This window comes from Paenibacillus sp. J22P218, from assembly GCF_056269195.1.
Genome location: NZ_JBWDNL010000001.1, coordinates 1,158,554 through 1,175,200 on the forward strand (window position 1 = coordinate 1,158,554; position 16,647 = coordinate 1,175,200).

Annotated in this window: 12 protein-coding genes; 8 read left to right on the forward strand and 4 right to left on the reverse strand. The window is 49.0% G+C overall.

Features of this window, described 5'->3' with window-relative positions:
• Positions 1 to 6: 6 nt before the first annotated feature.
• The gene (locus tag AC0YN0_RS04655; RefSeq protein WP_475820219.1) at positions 7 to 807 is read right to left on the reverse strand and encodes a DeoR/GlpR family DNA-binding transcription regulator; all 801 of its coding nucleotides are present in this window, start codon (positions 805 to 807) and stop codon (positions 7 to 9) included.
• Positions 808 to 1,044: 237 nt separating this feature from the next.
• Between AC0YN0_RS04655 and AC0YN0_RS04660 the strand changes: the two genes are divergently transcribed.
• On the forward strand, positions 1,045 to 1,806 hold the full coding sequence (locus AC0YN0_RS04660) for an arylamine N-acetyltransferase family protein (RefSeq protein WP_475820220.1): 762 nt from the start codon (positions 1,045 to 1,047) through the stop codon (positions 1,804 to 1,806).
• 84 nt (positions 1,807 to 1,890) lie between these two features.
• Here the strand turns inward: AC0YN0_RS04660 and fabI are convergent, their stop codons facing one another.
• From fabI to AC0YN0_RS04675, 3 genes are all read right to left on the reverse strand, one after another.
• Positions 1,891 to 2,670: an enoyl-ACP reductase FabI gene (gene fabI / locus AC0YN0_RS04665; RefSeq protein WP_442049907.1), complete on the reverse strand. Its 780-nt coding sequence runs from the start codon at positions 2,668 to 2,670 to the stop codon at positions 1,891 to 1,893.
• Positions 2,671 to 2,747: 77 nt separating this feature from the next.
• Positions 2,748 to 3,812, reverse strand: coding sequence for a phosphatidylglycerol lysyltransferase domain-containing protein (locus AC0YN0_RS04670; protein ID WP_475820221.1), 1,065 nt, complete (start codon positions 3,810 to 3,812; stop codon positions 2,748 to 2,750).
• 135 nt (positions 3,813 to 3,947) lie between these two features.
• Positions 3,948 to 5,492: an FAD-dependent oxidoreductase gene (locus tag AC0YN0_RS04675; protein WP_475820222.1), complete on the reverse strand. Its 1,545-nt coding sequence runs from the start codon at positions 5,490 to 5,492 to the stop codon at positions 3,948 to 3,950.
• A gap of 128 nt (positions 5,493 to 5,620) precedes the next feature.
• On the opposite strand from AC0YN0_RS04675, the gene AC0YN0_RS04680 reads away from it, so the two are divergent.
• The 7 genes from AC0YN0_RS04680 to lacZ all read left to right on the forward strand — a co-directional run bounded on the left by AC0YN0_RS04680 (position 5,621) and on the right by lacZ (position 16,490).
• Positions 5,621 to 6,475, forward strand: a complete 855-nt coding sequence (locus AC0YN0_RS04680) for an MBL fold metallo-hydrolase (protein ID WP_475820223.1) — start codon at positions 5,621 to 5,623, stop codon at positions 6,473 to 6,475.
• 137 nt (positions 6,476 to 6,612) lie between these two features.
• Positions 6,613 to 8,169, forward strand: a complete 1,557-nt coding sequence (locus AC0YN0_RS04685; RefSeq protein ID WP_475820224.1) for a response regulator transcription factor — start codon at positions 6,613 to 6,615, stop codon at positions 8,167 to 8,169.
• A gap of 17 nt (positions 8,170 to 8,186) precedes the next feature.
• Complete coding sequence (locus AC0YN0_RS04690) at positions 8,187 to 9,959, forward strand: cache domain-containing sensor histidine kinase (RefSeq protein WP_475820902.1); 1,773 nt, start codon at positions 8,187 to 8,189, stop codon at positions 9,957 to 9,959.
• Positions 9,960 to 10,140: 181 nt separating this feature from the next.
• Entirely contained in the window at positions 10,141 to 11,442 is a 1,302-nt protein-coding gene (locus AC0YN0_RS04695; protein ID WP_475820225.1) for an ABC transporter substrate-binding protein, read from the forward strand.
• A gap of 307 nt (positions 11,443 to 11,749) precedes the next feature.
• Positions 11,750 to 12,565: a carbohydrate ABC transporter permease gene (locus AC0YN0_RS04700; protein WP_475820903.1), complete on the forward strand. Its 816-nt coding sequence runs from the start codon at positions 11,750 to 11,752 to the stop codon at positions 12,563 to 12,565.
• Complete coding sequence (locus AC0YN0_RS04705; RefSeq protein WP_442049901.1) at positions 12,558 to 13,382, forward strand: carbohydrate ABC transporter permease; 825 nt, start codon at positions 12,558 to 12,560, stop codon at positions 13,380 to 13,382. The genes AC0YN0_RS04700 and AC0YN0_RS04705 overlap by 8 nt, the downstream gene beginning before the upstream one ends.
• 60 nt (positions 13,383 to 13,442) lie before the next feature.
• Complete coding sequence (gene lacZ, locus AC0YN0_RS04710) at positions 13,443 to 16,490, forward strand: beta-galactosidase, LacZ type (protein WP_475820226.1); 3,048 nt, start codon at positions 13,443 to 13,445, stop codon at positions 16,488 to 16,490.
• Positions 16,491 to 16,647 lie beyond the last annotated feature (157 nt).

Consider the following 16,647-nt stretch of genomic DNA (forward strand, 5'->3'; position numbering starts at 1 on the left):
TTCATCTCATGGGCTGTTTTCCTCAGAAGCCTGGTCAGCGTAGACAACAGCAGCAACCTTCTTCTCGATCTCCTTCATGGCCGTTTCTGATGAGGCAACATCGGTTAGAACGATATCGAGTTCCTCGATTGGTATAGAGGAGATGAACATCCGATGTCCTACTTTCTCATGCGGGGCCAAGCAGATCTTTCTGCGAGAGACTCGCGCGACTGCTCGGGCGAATGCCGCTCCTTCAGGCGTAGCCGTGCTTAATCCGACGGCGTCCAAGCTGCCGCCGGTCACGAAGCCGATGTCCAGCGTGAACTTGCTGATCATTTCGATAGCGATCGTGTCGATGATGCTGCCTGCCGACTCGGCTCTTAATCTGCCTCCGATGAGGTAAGCGGCGATGTTCTCTTTCTTACGAATCGCCTCTGCGATCTTGATCGAATTCGTAACGACAGTGAAAGGGATATCATCGCGCAAATATTTCAACATACCGTATTGGATGCCGGCACCGCCGATAAATACGGTGTCGTTCTCGTGAATATACGCGGCAGCCAGCTTGGATATCGCGTTCTGATGCGCTTCGCCTTCGCCGTAACGTCTGGCTTCCCCTTGCGGGAGAGTGCGAACTTTAGGTGATTCGGCGAGAGGGATCGCCCCGCCGTACGTTTTCTGAAGCGTACCTTGATCTTCCATAATCGTTAAGTCTCTTCGTATGGAATCGATGGACATTTGGAACTGCTCCGATAGATCCTTGGCGATAACGCGTCCTTCCGCTTGCAGCAGTTCCAAAATTTTTTGTCGGCGTTGTTCCGCTAACATGGCTGAACCCTCCCGTAATATCATCTAATATTTACCATCTTTCAGAATAATGATATTCCTGTTCTCTCTGTTTTGTCAACAAAAAATCTTCATGTTTATTCCGTTTTATTAATGTTTATTCTGTTTGTGGTGATGAGCCGCCATGAAGTCATCGATCAAACAATCAACCAACTTCGAATTGCGCTGTGGTAATATATAGGTGCGAACAGTCGACGATGAAAGGTGGAGGACATGCAAATGGAGTCAAACGTAATTGCTTATTTGAATCGGATCGGCATCGAAGGTCCTGCAGCACCAACGCTTGAGACGCTTAACCGGCTTCAATACGCTCATCTTCATCACGTTCCATACGAGAACTTAGATGTATTGAATGGCATACCCATATCGCTGGAAATCGAACGTTTATTCGATAAAATCGTTACCCGCGGTCGGGGCGGTTATTGCTTCGAGCTTAATGCATTGTTTGGCTGGCTTCTTGACAGGCTCGGGTACCGGGTGACGAACTATTTTGGCCGATTTTGGAGAGACGAGGAGGTCGTGCCCTCGAAGCGCAGACATCATATCCTGCAGGTAGAGATAGATGGGGAGAAATATATCGTGGATGTGGGCGCAGGGGCAGCTGCTCCTCGCTGGCCGCTCATGCTGGTTAGCGATACACCGCAAGTACAGCAGGATGAAAGCTATCGATTAATGAGAGATTCCATTTACGGATGGATGCTGGAAGAGAAGAAAGGCGAGGAGTGGAGAGAGATCTATTCGTTTACCGAAGAGCCTACTTTGGCGATTGACTTCGAGACCACTTCCTATTGGTGCTCGACTAGCCCGGACTCGAAATTCAAGAAGGCTTCCATGGTTGCGATTCGAACGGAGAATGGTCGCAACACGATTGCAGGCGATGAATTCCGTATTTTCAGAGCGGAGAGCTTTAACGCATTTGTACCCGATTCGCAGGAGCAATACAAGCAGAGCCTGAAACAACATTTCGGAATAGAACTATAATCGGCTGGATTGGCTGGACAGATGAGGCGACCGCAATAACACAGGCTACCGCAGATTTGCGGCAGCCTGTGTTATATGAGCAGCTTAATAACCGAGAATGTGATAGCCCGAATCGACGTGAAGAACCTCACCGGTAATGCCTCGCGACAGCTTGCTTAACAGGAACATCGTCGCATCGCCAACTTCATCCTGGTCGACGTTCTTGCGGAGCGGCGATTTGTCTTGAATCGTTGAGAACAGATCGGTGAATCCAGCTACGCCGCCTTTGGCAGAGAGTGTGCGGATCGGTCCGGACGAGATCGCATTGACGCGGATATTGTATTTGCCGAGATCGTCTGCCAAATATCTTACGCTTGCTTCCAGCGCAGCCTTCGCAACGCCCATTACATTATAGTTTTTTACGACGCGCTCCGCGCCAAGATAAGATTGAGTAACGATGCTGCCGCCCTCTGTCATGAGCTTCTTGCATTCCTTAGCCATCGCGACGAGCGAATAGGCGCTAATATCTTGAGACAGGTGATAGCCCTCGCGAGTTGTATCGACATACTCGCCTTGCAAATCTTCCTTCTCAGCGAATGCGACAGAGTGGGCAAGACCGTGAATAACGGGCACCTTCGCCTCAATCTCGCGGAATGCCGCAGCGATACTCGCATCGTCTGCCACATCGCAAGACACGCATAGAAGCGGCTCGATTCCGTTGGCCGCGAGCAATTGCGTCAATTTGTTAAAGGAACGTTCCTTCCTATATGTGAAAATCAAGTTAGCCCCCGCCTCGTGCAGCGACTTCGTAATTCCCCAAGCAATGCTTCGTTCGTTGGCGATACCCATGACGATAATATTTTTTCCGGTAAGTAATCCTGACATTGAATAAACCTCCAAGTGCTGATGATCTGATCGCAATATGCGCTGCAATGAGTATAACACATGATTAGTACCTAGTACTAATCAAGATTATAGTTTCTGGATCTTCGTGATACGAGACGTTTGAACGGAGACTCGAGCGAAAACAGCTTGTCAGGGCATGGCGAATGTACGAGCAGCGTCAGCAGCAAAGCAGAATAGGGCAAGGTTGCAGGAGCTCCGACGAGGTAAATATCATTCCATTGCGGTTCAAATTTATTTTTGTACTCGTACAGTCCTTTAAAGTTGTATAGCTTGTTGCCGTACCTATAAATGAGCTTGGCGATTGCGGAATCGCACACGTTCGCCAGCGGTGCTGCTCCTAAGTTGCAGGCCGCGTATTTCTTCTCCTTAGCCCATAGCAGAACCGAAAGAAGTAGGAAATCCATCGTTCCATGCGGACAAGCTCGCGAATAACGCATCAGATCCAGCGTAATATGACCTTTGGCCGCACCGTCCATGGTGGAAGCGGCTTCTGCCGATGGAGGGTCGCCAGGCAGTGTAACAAACGCGGTCATGTTTCCTTCAGGGTCATTCAGAACGGCTACCGGGAAGCGACCTACATATTCCGGAGTAAAAGCGCTGACCGAGAAACTCTTTTCTTTCCGTTTGCGAAGCCATTCATCCGATATTTCTTGGAGCTTGGAGAGGAATTCATCCGTATGCGGAGGCTGAAGCACCTTCAGCGAATAACCGCTGCGATGAAATTTATTAAGTCGATTACGCAGCTTGAGCCAGGCTTTGCCGTTCAAGTGAAAAGCGCCAAGCTCGACCCGCGCCTCCTGTCCGATCTTCTTGCAAGACAAGCCCAAATCGTTAAAGAGAGAGAGATACGTTGAACTCGTCTGATAGAATACCGGCGTTCGCCGCCGTGCGAGGCAGTGAACAACGAATTGCTCAATGACTTGGCGATGCGCTTGCGGGTCGCCAGCAGGATCCCCCAGCACGATGTCCCGATTGCCTATCGATCGGTAAGCGATGAACGCTTTTTGATCCGAATCATGAAACCATTGTTTGTCGCCAAGAAAATAAAGATGAGTATGCCAATGATGGCCAAAGCCATCGAGAAGCGCGATAAGCTTGTGTTCTGTCTGAGTAAAAGGCAAAAGAAAACCTCCGGGATGCAATTTCTGAGTGGGTAATCGAAAGATTACAATCGTCATCTACAATACATCGGAGATTTTCAGCTCATTTTCAAGACAATGAATATGGATACTTAGGAAAATGCAGGATGCGGAAGGCTATTGCGACAATTTGGGGAGCGGCTGATCAGCAGGCCCTTCGATCACATCGCCATTAACTGAAAATCGAGAGCCGTGGCAAGGACAATCCCAGGTGCGGTCGCCGTTGTTCCACTCCACCTCACAGCCCATATGCGTACAGGTCGTGTCTACGATATATAGCTTTCCAGACTTATCCCTATATGCGCCTGCTCGCTTGCCATTATGCCTTACGACACCGCCTTCATCATTTTGCATATCCGTTGGATGCTTATGAACAATATCCAGTTTACCTTCGATTAAATGTTTCGCCACATCCAAGTTGTCGACAACTAAATTTTTGAGGGCAGTTAGCGAATACGATCGCGAAGGCGAATACAGCTCCTCATACGGGTTAGCGCGTTCCATAATCAAATCGCGAATGAGCAGGGCCGCGGCCGTGCCGCCTGTCATTCCCCATTTGCGATAACCGGTGGCGACATAAACGACGTTCGGGGACGATTCGGTTATGCGACCGATATAAGGAACGTTGTCACCCGTTACAAGGTCCTGCGCCGACCAGCGGTAACTAATCTCCTCCAGCCCAAAATGTTCTACAGCGAATTTGCGCAATTCTTCATAATGATTGATAGTGCATATGCCTTGACCGGTCTTATGGCTTTGTCCGCCAATAATGAGGAGTTTGTCACCGCTTGCGGTATCGGTATACCGAATAGAGCGTTTCGGATCCTCCGCACTTAGGTACATACCGCCTGGATAGTTGTCCTTGCTTTTAACTCCAAGCACATAAGAGCGATCTGCATGCATTCTAGCAAAATAAAAGCCCATTCCGTCATAAAAGGGGAAATGGGAACAAGAGACCACATGCTTGCATGAAATACGATGTCCGTTGCTCGTTATGACTTGAGGCATCATGCCGCTCTCCACATCGACAGCCGTCGTATGCTCGTAAATCTCTGCACCTTCTTTGACAAGCTCGGATAAAAGGGTGCTTAAGTAGTGCAAGGGGTGAAATTGAGCTTGATTATGAAGGACCAGCGCCGCCTTAGAAGGAATGTGAAGCGGAATGCGATCTTGGAGCTCACCAGGCATGCCAAGCTTCGAGTAGGCTGCCAATTCCTTCTCCAGCTTGGCAATGTATGGCTCGGAATTCGTATACACATAAGCAGACTGCTTGGTAAATCCACAGTCGATTTCATACTTCTCGACATTCTTTTCGATGAATTGGAGCGCGTCTTCGCAAGCTTTATAATACAAGGCCGCTTTCTCCACGCCTTTCTTCGTGACCAGTTCATCGTAAATAAGATCATGCTGAGCTGTAATCTTCGCGGTTGTATGTCCGGTTGTTCCGTTAAGGAGCACGCCTGCTTCTAGCAGCACGACTTTCAAGCCTTCTTTTGCTAGCAAATAGGCCGTTGTAATGCCCGAAATTCCTCCGCCAACAACAACCGCATCGGTGCTAAGGTCTTGCTCAAGCTTTGGAAAGGTTGGGAGTTTGTCTGTTGAATCGATCCAATAGGAATCGGGAAATTGGGGCAACGCTTCTGATTTATTTGATTTATTCATGAATGGACTCCTTATGCTGCTTCATAGTTTCATCTATTTTGCTCAGAGGATTTGCATTTAATTCCAAATCATTATTTTGAACAGGTTGGAAAGGTTATAGGAAGCAGCATATCCATGAGGAAGAGGGAATGGTTGAGGTGGAAAATGAATTTGAACACAAGCTAATGCCGCTTACGTCCATGGCAAGCGGCAATGGATTGGCCTATCGGCCGGATATTTATTGTTATTCGGTTCAAATCGTTAACGTTTGCTTTATTGGAGACCCAAATCAGGGCGAAGAGGGTTGGGTGCTCGTCGATGCCGGGATGCCGCGATCCGCGAAAAAGATCATAAAGGAAGCGGAGAAGAGGTTCGAAACAAGGCCCAGCGCAATCGTGTTGACGCATGGACACTTTGACCATGTTGGCGCTATCGTTGAATTAATCGAGCATTGGAAGGCGCCGGTCTACGCGCATGAATTGGAGCTACCATACTTAACGGGGATTGCGGATTATCCGCCAGCCGATCCCACTGTAGACGGGGGGATGATATCAGAGCTGTCTCCTTATTTTCCGCATGAGGGGATTAATCTTGACGATCATGTGAAGGCGCTGCCGGAAGACGGCAGCATACCGGGACTGAAGGGCTGGAGCTGGGTGCATACACCGGGTCATACGCCGGGTCATATTTCATTATTTCGACAAGAAGACGGCACGCTTATAGCTGGTGACGCATTTGTAACCGTCAAGCAAGAATCACTGTATAAAGTGATTACTCAGGAGCAGGAAATTAGCGGCCCGCCCAAATATTTTACGACGGACTGGGCACAAGCGGAGCAATCGGTAAAGAAGCTTGCCGCACTTAAGCCGAGCTTGGCCATAACCGGTCATGGTGAGCCGATGTTCGGCCAAGTGCTTGAGGATAATCTTACTCTGCTCGTCAGCCACTTTAATCAAATAGCCGTACCCGTAAACGGTATCTATGTGAATACGATATTGCATTAACGAAGCAGAATCCTGAACCATGAACGTGCTGCAGACGCGCTCATGGTTTTTTTTGTTGCGCTTTTTTTTCGAATAGACACACAATCATAATCGGTTATAATGGCTGTACAAATATGTGTAGGCTTGGAGGCGTCATTATGACCGCGTTCAATTGTTGCAAAGTATTAATCGTCGATGACGAACAACTTATAAGACAAGGCATTAAGCATTTCATGAATTGGGAGCAGGAAGGCTTCCAAATCGTCGGCGAAGCATCGAACGGCAGCGAAGCGCTCGTGCTGATCGAGGAGCTGCGGCCGCATATCGTGATAACGGATATCGTCATGCCGGTAATGGATGGTGAGGAACTGACGAGAATCATCAAGCAGCGTTATCCGGAAATTGAGGTTATTATCCTAAGCAGCTTCGGTGAATTCAACTATGTGCGTTCGACGTTCCAGAGCGGCGTTGCGGACTATATTCTGAAGCCGAAGCTTGATATGCGCCATCTTCTTAGCGTGCTTAAGCTTGCCGCAGACAAAATTCCAGGCCTGGGCAGTGAACAGCTGGAGTCCGATAACAGGCCGTCGCTAGACTCGTTGCTGGAGAAGATTTTATCCGGCTACGACATTGAGGACGGCCTTCCGGCTGCTGAAGACTATTTGCCGCATTCGTATTATGTTCTAGTAGGATCGAAAGTAGTGGAAGGAGCGGGTACACGGTTCGTACAGGAAACACGAAAGGCGCTGGATCAGCTGATTGCTGAACAATCGATCGTCCAGCAGCTTCCAATAGGCTCCGAATGTACCGTGCTGCTCGTTAATACGAATGAAAGCGGATGTGAAAGACTTCTGCGGCAAGCCGGGCAATTATTTGCACAGGTTGCTGAATTCACTGCCGGCAAGGCGATTGTAATTGGAGAGCCTTTCGAAGAGTTGGCGCTTCTGCGTGAACGATATGAAGAAAATATGCGGAAGCTAATGGATTACGGCTTCTTCCTGCCTGAGGTTCGGTTATTCATATATAATGATCTGCCTAAGCTACCGACAACGACGATTGAGCCATTCAACTTGAACCGGTTCACCGATGAATTCAAGCGCGAGCGATTCAACGAGGCTTTCGACTATTTAAGCGGACATGTGCTTGCTTTATCGTCGAATTACAAGATGAACGTGTTCGAATTCAAGTCCATTCTAGGCAATCTTATTTTCAATATGACGGTGCTGCTCGGCAATATGAAGTATGACAATAAGGAGCTGGACAACAACAAGTTCACTTATTTCAAAGCGATAGAAGACGCGGCTACTGCGAATGAAGCGATCGCGGCATTAGAGCAATTCATCGTACTTGCGAAGGCATGTATTGCGGACAAGTCCGAACAGTCCCAGACCGGCAACGTCAATATGAAGCGGCTGCTAGATTATATCGATGAACATTATGCCGAGCCGCTTAACCTGACGGAGATGGCGAAGCATTTTCATTTCAACCCCTCATACCTATCGAGCTATTTCTCGACGCATAACGAGGAAGGGTTCATCGAATATTTGCACAAAGTAAGGACAGATAAGGCAGCTTCGCTGCTGCGCAAGGGAGAGGCGATGATCTCCGAGATAAGCGGCTTGGTCGGCTACTCGGATCACAGCTACTTCTGCAAGGTGTTCAAGCGTCATACCGGACATTCGCCAAGCAGCTATCGCCGACAATACATGAAATAAGGAATGAACCGATAATGATTAGACGGCTAAATGATCGATTCCGCAACAACAGATTGTTTGTGAAAATGTTTCTCGTCATGCTCCTAAGCATCGTTGCAGTCGCGATTGCCATTACGTGGGTTACGCTCAACACATCTGAGCGGCTCTTCATGCAGACGTTCAGCATCACGAATTCGAAGGTGCTTACCCAGATCGAGAAGAGCTTCAGCTCGCTTAACTATTCGATCGTTCTAGCGTCCAATACGATGCTTCAAAGCGGTTCGATCAAGAACTTCTTGACGGAAAGCGAAGGCAATTCGAATTCGATCGCCAAAACGTATTTCAACATGAATCAGCAAATGAAACGGATCACCTCTATTGTGGATTCGTATGAGGTCGGGCTTACAATCACCGGCAGTAACGGCCGAAGCTATGCTACCGACCGTTCGATATGGCCGCTGACCGACAACCAGATTCAAGCCCATCCCATTACCCAGCAGACGCTCAAGGAGCCGAAGAAACTGCTTTATCAATTCGATTATGTCGAGCCCTCCGAAACAGCGACCGGGCAGGCCTCAATCGTCGCTTCAAAAGCATTCATGGAGAGGACGACAGGCTATGTCTACGGGGCGATGTATTTCTCCATTCGCGAACGTGAATTCAAGCAACTCTACGAATCGTATACGAGTTTAGGCAATGATGTCGTTATCTTGAATGGCAAAGGCATGATTATTTCTTCTAACCGCACGGATTGGATTGGCCAATCCGATCCCGATTTGTTAGATAAAGCCCGTGAAATTGTCGAACAATCGCTGGATTACAAGAGCGTGGATCGATTAGGCAAGGATGAATTGCTAATCGCGAAATATTTGGAATCGCAGGATCTTTATCTCGTGAACGTCATCGATAAGGAGACGGCGATTGGGCAGCTGATGGATACACGTGCAATTGTGCTTATCGTCACGGCAATCGTGTCTATTGCGCTTCTGATCGTGTTCCTCATCTCCGGCCGATTGACGAAGTCTTTGTCCAGACTAGTGAAACAAATATCGACGATATCCAAATACGAGTTCGATCATTATGTCACCGTTGGTGGCAGCTATGAGACGAGACAGCTGGGACAGGCGTTTAATGCGATGCTCGACGAGCTACACGATTACGTGGACGAACTGGTCGAGACGCAGCGGAGGCAGCGGAACGCGGAGCTTGAGGCGCTGCAGCAGCAGATTAATCCGCACTTCCTATACAACACACTGGCTTCCGTGAAATTTATGGTGCAGCAAGGCAGCAAGGATAAGGCGGCCGATACGATCAATGCACTCATTTCACTGCTGCAAAATTCGATCGGCAACGTCAGCGAGACGATTACGATCAGTCAAGAGCTAGTCAACATGCGGAACTATGTGTTCATTAATCATGTGCGCTACGGGGAGAAGATCAAGGTCAATTATTTCGTCTCCCCTGATTGCATGGGTTATATGGTACCGAAGCTCATTATACAGCCGTTTATCGAGAACGCCTTTTTCCACGGGTTCAACAAGAAGTCCGAGGGGCATATTTACATCCTGGTCGCCCAAGAGCTGAACGCACTCGTCTGCGAGATCGTCGACAACGGAGACGGCATGGTCATTACCGCCGAGCAATTGCCTGATCAATCGAAAGGCACCAGGCAGCTGTTCACCGGCATTGGCGTAAGAAACGTTCATGATCGTATTAAGCTGTTGTATGGAGATGAATACGGCGTATCGATTTCAAGCGAGTTAGGGGAAGGGACGAAGGTGAAAGTTCGCCTTCCGCTGCTCAAAGGATAAAAATTGTCCAAGTTTCTAAAAATCGTGCAAACGACTTAGAGGCTTGGACTTTTTTTTATAATAATTTCACTAAACGAAGCAAAGATTATCCTAACGGGCACGATAATCAAGATGCTACGATAAAGCAGTAAACGGGAAACCGCTTACAGCATTTTACAAAGAGAGACGGAGGTCTTCAAAAGTGAAAAAATTATTGCCATTGCTGGTTGTGTGCATCATGATCTTCACAGCCTGCTCGTCCAACACGGACAACACGAACAACAATACAGGTACTGACAATGCTGCAGGTGACACAAGCAAAGTAACAGTCTGGGCTTGGGATCCGAACTTCAACATCAAAGCGATGAACCTCGCGAAAGATGCTTATGCAGCCGATCACTCGGATGTAACGATCGACATTATCGAGAACGCTCAGAACGATATCGTTCAAAAGCTGAATACGGGTCTTAGCTCCGGCACGACCAAAGGTCTTCCAAACATCGTATTGATCGAGGACTACCGCGCACAAAGCTTCTTGCAAGCTTATCCTGATGCATTCTACCCGCTGACGGATTCGTTCAAAACAGAAGACTTCGCTGATTACAAAATCGGCCCGACAAGCTTCGACGGCAAACAATACGGTCTTCCGTTCGACTCCGGCGTAACTGGCGTTTATGTAAGAACGGACTATCTCGAGCAAGCTGGCTACACGGTAGCTGACATGCAAGACATTACTTGGGACAAGTACATCGAGATCGGCAAAGCGGTTAAAGAGAAAACAGGTAAAGACTGGATTTCCCTTGACCCGAACGATCTGGGCATCATCCGCGTAATGGCGCAATCGGCCGGCTCGTGGTACATGAAAGAAGACGGCAAAACAGCTGACATCGCAGGAAATGCGGCTTTGAAAGAAGCTATGGAAACATACAAAAAAATGATGGATGCCAACATCGTTAAGATTCATGCGGACTGGAGCCAATTCGTTGCTAACTACAACAACGGCGACGCTGCTTCCGTACCAACAGGCAACTGGTTCACGCCATCCATTACGGCTGCCGCTGATCAATCCGGCAAATGGGCGATCGTTCCGCTTCCTAAGCTGACGAACAACGACAAATCGGTACATGCTTCCAACCTTGGCGGCAGCTCGTGGTATGTCCTTAACGTTCCAGGCAAAGAAAAAGCGGCTGAATTCCTAGGCGCTACATTCGGTTCGAATGTCGATCTGTACCAAAAGCTTGTTACGGAAATCGGCGCAATCGGAACGTACAAGCCTGCTGCAGAAGGCGAAGCTTACAAAGCGGCTAGCGAGTTCTTCGGCGGACAACATATCGTAACCGACTTTGCTGCTTGGACAGCTCAAATCCCTAATGTCAACTACGGCATGCACACTTACGCAGTTGAAGACATTATGGTTGTGGAAATGCAAAATTACCTGAACGGCAAAGCAATCGATCAAGTGCTTGCCGACGCTCAGAAACAAGCAGACTCCCAATTGAAATAGTGTAATATGTGGTACGGCCTTGGACATCGGCTGCCGGCGGATAAGCGGGCGGTTGGTGTCCAAGGTTATTTAAAATATAGGAAAGTATAAAGGTTTACTCTTATACTGGGCCTATATTTCATCCGCGAAACGTAGCATACGCCGCCAAAGGTCGGCGATAGCCGTTTACGCTTGGAGATTATAGAGACAGACAGAAACAAAACGAATGCTGGAAGGAGATGACAGTAAAGTGAGAGAAGCCAAAGCTGTAAATTTACGCAACAAAACAAATGTCATTGGCTGGTCATTTATCGCTATTGCGGTAATTATGATATGTGCCTTTTATTTCTATCCGATGATACGAGCATTATTAATGTCATTCCAATCGGGTACTGGAACGAATCTGTCATATGTCGGTTTCGACAACTATACGCGGCTGTTCAGTGATTCCACGTTTATAACGACCCTGACGAATACATTCCTGTATCTGATTGTGCAAGTGCCGATCATGATCGTGCTTGCGCTGTTTATATCCGTACTGTTGAATGACAAGGACTTGAAGCTAAAAGGTTTTTTCCGGACGGCTATTTTTCTGCCGGCGGTAACGTCGCTCGTTGCCTATTCGGTTATATTCAAATATTTGTTCGGCGCAGATGGACTCATCAATGAGATGCTGCTCAAGCTTCATCTGATTTCCGTGCCTATCCAATGGATCACAGATCCGTTCTGGGCAAAGATTACGATCATAATCGCGATTACATGGCGCTGGACCGGTTACAACATGATTTTCTACTTATCGGCGCTGCAAAATATAGACGGCTCCATCTACGAAGCCGCGCGCATCGACGGCGCATCCTCGTTCAAGCAGTTTACGAAAATAACGGTACCGCTTCTTAAACCAATCATTTTGTTCACATCCATTACGTCAACGATTGGTACGCTGCAATTGTTCGACGAGGTTATGAACATTACGAAGGGCGGACCGGGCAATGCGACGATGACGCTCTCGCAGTACATTTACAACCTGTCGTTCAAGTACACGCCTGACTTCGGTTACGCGGCGACCGTGTCGTATGCCATCGTTATCCTGATCGTTATCTTCTCGATTCTTCAGTTCAAATTGGCAGGTGATCGCAATGACTAAGCTCAAGCGGATATTTATATATGTATTTCTAAGCGCGTCGGCGATCGTATCGATTTTCCCATTCCTATGGATGATTACCAGCACAACGAATCGTTCCATCGACATTACAAAGGGAAAGCTGCTGCCGGGCAAATATTTGTTCGAGAACTTGGACAAAGCGTTTAACGACGTGGACATCCTGCCGTCGCTGATTAATTCGGCGAAAATCTCGATTTTGACCACATTGCTTGCGATGCTGATTGCTTCGCTTGCCGGATACGGCTTTGAAATTTTCAAAAGCAAAGCGAAGGATGTCGTGTTCAGCATCCTGCTGCTCTCGATGATGATCCCGTTCGCGGCGCTTATGGTACCGTTGTACCGCATGTTCGGAACGATATCGCAAACCGTGCCGTTCATCGGCATTGACACGATTTCTTCCGTTATTTTGCCTACGGTAACGACAGCGTTCTTAATTTTCTTCTTCCGTCAGAGCACGAAAATGTTCCCTAAGGACATGCTTGAAGCGGGAAGAATTGACGGCTTGAACGAGCTTGGCGTGTTCTTCCGCATCTATATGCCGACGATGAAGACGACTTATGCGGCAGCGGCGATCATTACGTTCATGTCGAGCTGGAACAACTACTTGTGGCCGCTCGTCGTGCTGCAATCGCCGGAGAAAAGGACGATTCCGCTTCTGATTTCCAATATGGGCTCCAGCTACGCGCCGGATTACGGGGTAATCATGACCGTTATTCTGATCGCGACGCTCCCAACGGCTATCGTATTCTTCTTGATGCAAAAGCATTTCGTGGCTGGTATGACAGGATCGGTTAAGTAAGCGGCAGCAGATAGATTACAACTACAGACAGAGTAAGCACGATAGGAGAGGTTTGTCGATATGAGAGCAACAAGCGCAAGCTTGGACTGGCTGAGCGATCCGGCGGTATTCGCCGTGAACCGGCTGCCAGCCCATTCCGATCATAAGTATTACGCATCTCTTGCAGAAGCTCAGCGCAAGGAAGCGATGCCTTGGAGGCATTCCTTGAATGGAGCGTGGAAGTTTAATTACGCAGTAAACCCGGCCAGCAGGCCTGTTGATTTCTTTAAGACCTCATTCAGCGTATCGGGATGGAATGAAATTATGGTTCCCGGACATATTCAGCTGCAAGGCTACGGCCAGCCGCAATATGTGAATACGATGTATCCATGGGATGGACACGAGGACTTGCGTCCGCCGCAAATTTCCTCGGATCATAATCCGGTAGGCAGCTATGCAAGAAGCTTCTTCGTACCGGAGCATATGGCCGGCGGGCCGCTGTTTATTTCGTTCCAAGGCGTGGAAACTGCATTCTACGTGTGGCTGAATGGCGAATTCGTCGGATATGGCGAAGACAGCTTCACGCCATCCGAGTTCGAATTGACGCCTTTCCTGAAAGAAGGCGACAACAAGCTAGCTGTCGAAGTGTACCAACGCAGTACGGGAAGCTGGCTGGAGGATCAGGATTTCTGGCGTTTCTCCGGCATTTTCCGCGACGTGTATCTCTATACCGTACCTGAGGTGCATGTGCAGGACGTGTCCTTGCGGACGGAGCTTAATGATAGTTATGACAGCGGTTCGCTGAACGTAGCGCTCGTGTTCCGCTCGGTTGTGCCAGCTGGAACAAAAGCGGTTCTGGATTTGTGCGATGTCGATGGTTTGTTGATCGTATCAGAAGAGATTGTCCTGGACGATTTGGAGTCAGAACGTACTTCGCTTCGAGTGAAAAATCCTTCGTTGTGGAGTGCCGAGCAGCCGAATTTGTACAGCTTGTATATTCGAATCGTTGGCGCGGACGGCAATGAGATCGAAGTCATCCCGGTGCGCGTCGGCTTCCGCCGCTTCGAGATGGAAGATAAGATCATGAAGCTTAACGGCAAGCGCATTGTGTTCAAAGGGGTTAATCGCCATGAATTCAACAGCCGCCGCGGACGTGCGATTACGAACGAGGATATGCTGTGGGACATCAAGGCGCTGAAGCGCAACAATATGAACGCCGTACGGACATCCCACTATCCGAATCAGAGCTATTGGTATGAGCTGTGCGACGAATACGGCGTTTACGTCATCGACGAAATGAATTTGGAGACACATGGCTCTTGGCAGAAGATGGGAGCCGTTGAGCCATCGTGGAACATTCCTAGAAGCAATCCGGAATGGCAGGACATCGTGATGGATCGCGCGATTTCGCTCTACGAGCGGGACAAGAACCATCCATCCGTTATTATTTGGTCGCTTGGCAACGAATCGTACGTGGGGGATGTGCTTGTGAACGTTGCAAGGTACTTCCGTACGGTCGATCCGGGCCGTCTCGTTCATTACGAGGGCGTATTCTATGACCGCTCATTCACCGAAGCAAGCGATATGGAAAGCCGGATGTATGCGAAACCTGCGGATATCGAGGAGTATTTGGACAATAATCCGGACAAGCCTTACATCAGTTGCGAGTACATGCACGCAATGGGCAACTCGCTTGGCGGCATGCGCAAGTATACGGATCTCGAGCAGAAGTACCCGATGTACCAAGGCGGCTTCATCTGGGATTACATCGATCAGGTCATCGTGAAGGAGAACCGTTACGGTGACGAGTTCCTCGCTTACGGCGGCGACTTCGATGATCGGGCGACCGATTACAACTTCTGCACGAACGGCATCGTTTATGCGAACCGCGAGCTGTCGCCGAAGATGCAGGACGTGAAGTTCCTGTATCAGAACGTGAAGCTTGTTCCGGAGCGCGACAGCGTATTTATTCGCAACGAGAACTTGTTCGTGAATACGGAGGCATTCTCGCTTGAAATTGCTTTGTTCCGCGAAGGTCATGAAGTACATCGCTTCCCATTGGAAGCGGCTGTTGCGGCAGGCGAAGAAGCACGGATAAGCTTTAATATCGAGGAGCAGGTTGCTCTGCCAGGCGAATATGCGGTTCATGCTTCATTGAAGCTGAAGGAGCAGACGCTTTGGGCGGAAGAAGGTTATGAGATCGCGTTCGGCGAGCATATCTTCAAGGTTGCCGACGAGGCTGCACGTACAGCATCGTCTAATGGCAAGCTAAGAGTTGCGAACGGGGATGTGAACATCGGCGTGCATGGCGCTGATTTCCGCATTATGTTCTCGAAGCAGGCCCATACGATGACTTCGATCGTTTTCGAGGGACGCGAGATGATCGCTGTGCCGCCTGCTCCGCTATTCTGGCGGGCGACGACGGACAATGACAAAGGGTACGCTCAGGGTTATGATTCCGGTCTATGGTATGCAGCAAGTCTCACTCGCAAATGTGTAGGCATCGACGTGTCGGAGGCAGAGGACGGAAGCTCTATAACAGTCGCTTATCGATTCCGCTTCTCGATCAGCGAGACGGCTGAAGCTAAGATTGCGTATACCGTAAGCGCGAACGGTTCGATTCGAGTGCAAGCGGAATACAAAGGCGCTAAAGGGCTGCCTCGTCTGCCGATCTTCGCCGTGTCGTTCAAGGTGAAGGCCGATTACGATCAGTTGGAATGGTATGCAATGGGTCCCGAGGAGAACTATGCTGACCGTGCGAACGGCGCGCGGCTATGCCTATTCGAGAATACGGCGGCAGACAATGTTGCTGCATATGCCGTGCCTCAGGAGTCAGGCAACCGCATGGGCGTTAGACGTCTAAGCGTACGCAATCGTGATGGACAAGGCATTCGCATCGTCTCGAGCGGTGAGCCGGTGGAATGCAATGTATCGCCTTATACGGCGTTCGAGCTGGAGAACGCGCAGCATCATTACGAGCTGCCGGAGGTGCACTACACGGTTATCACGGTAGCAGGACGCCAGATGGGCGTCGGCGGCGACGACAGCTGGGGGGCTCCGGTGCATGAGGAATATACGATCTCGGGCGAGCAGGATCTTGCTTTCGAGTTCACGATAGTACGAGCGTAAATACGGTAAAAGCGGTGCAAGGATGATCCTTGCACCGCTTTTTTTTATGTACGGTTAACCTCGCCTGAAACCTTCTCGCATTAAGCCATATAAACAGTAGCATCATGACATTTATTATGGGTTGGCCGTGAAGTTATACTTCTCATATGGACGACAG

Bases quoted from the DNA above. Each gene is read 5' to 3' on its own strand.
- AC0YN0_RS04655 (WP_475820219.1), bottom strand. From the start codon at position 807: ATGTTAGCGGAACAACGCCGACAAAAAATTTTGGAACTGCTGCAAGCG.
- AC0YN0_RS04660 (WP_475820220.1), top strand. From the start codon at position 1,045: ATGGAGTCAAACGTAATTGCTTATTTGAATCGGATCGGCATCGAAGGT.
- fabI (WP_442049907.1), bottom strand. From the start codon at position 2,670: ATGTCAGGATTACTTACCGGAAAAAATATTATCGTCATGGGTATCGCC.
- AC0YN0_RS04675 (WP_475820222.1), bottom strand. From the start codon at position 5,492: ATGAATAAATCAAATAAATCAGAAGCGTTGCCCCAATTTCCCGATTCC.
- AC0YN0_RS04680 (WP_475820223.1), top strand. From the start codon at position 5,621: ATGGTTGAGGTGGAAAATGAATTTGAACACAAGCTAATGCCGCTTACG.
- AC0YN0_RS04685 (WP_475820224.1), top strand. From the start codon at position 6,613: ATGACCGCGTTCAATTGTTGCAAAGTATTAATCGTCGATGACGAACAA.
- AC0YN0_RS04700 (WP_475820903.1), top strand. From the start codon at position 11,750: ATGATATGTGCCTTTTATTTCTATCCGATGATACGAGCATTATTAATG.
- AC0YN0_RS04705 (WP_442049901.1), top strand. From the start codon at position 12,558: ATGACTAAGCTCAAGCGGATATTTATATATGTATTTCTAAGCGCGTCG.
- lacZ (WP_475820226.1), top strand. From the start codon at position 13,443: ATGAGAGCAACAAGCGCAAGCTTGGACTGGCTGAGCGATCCGGCGGTA.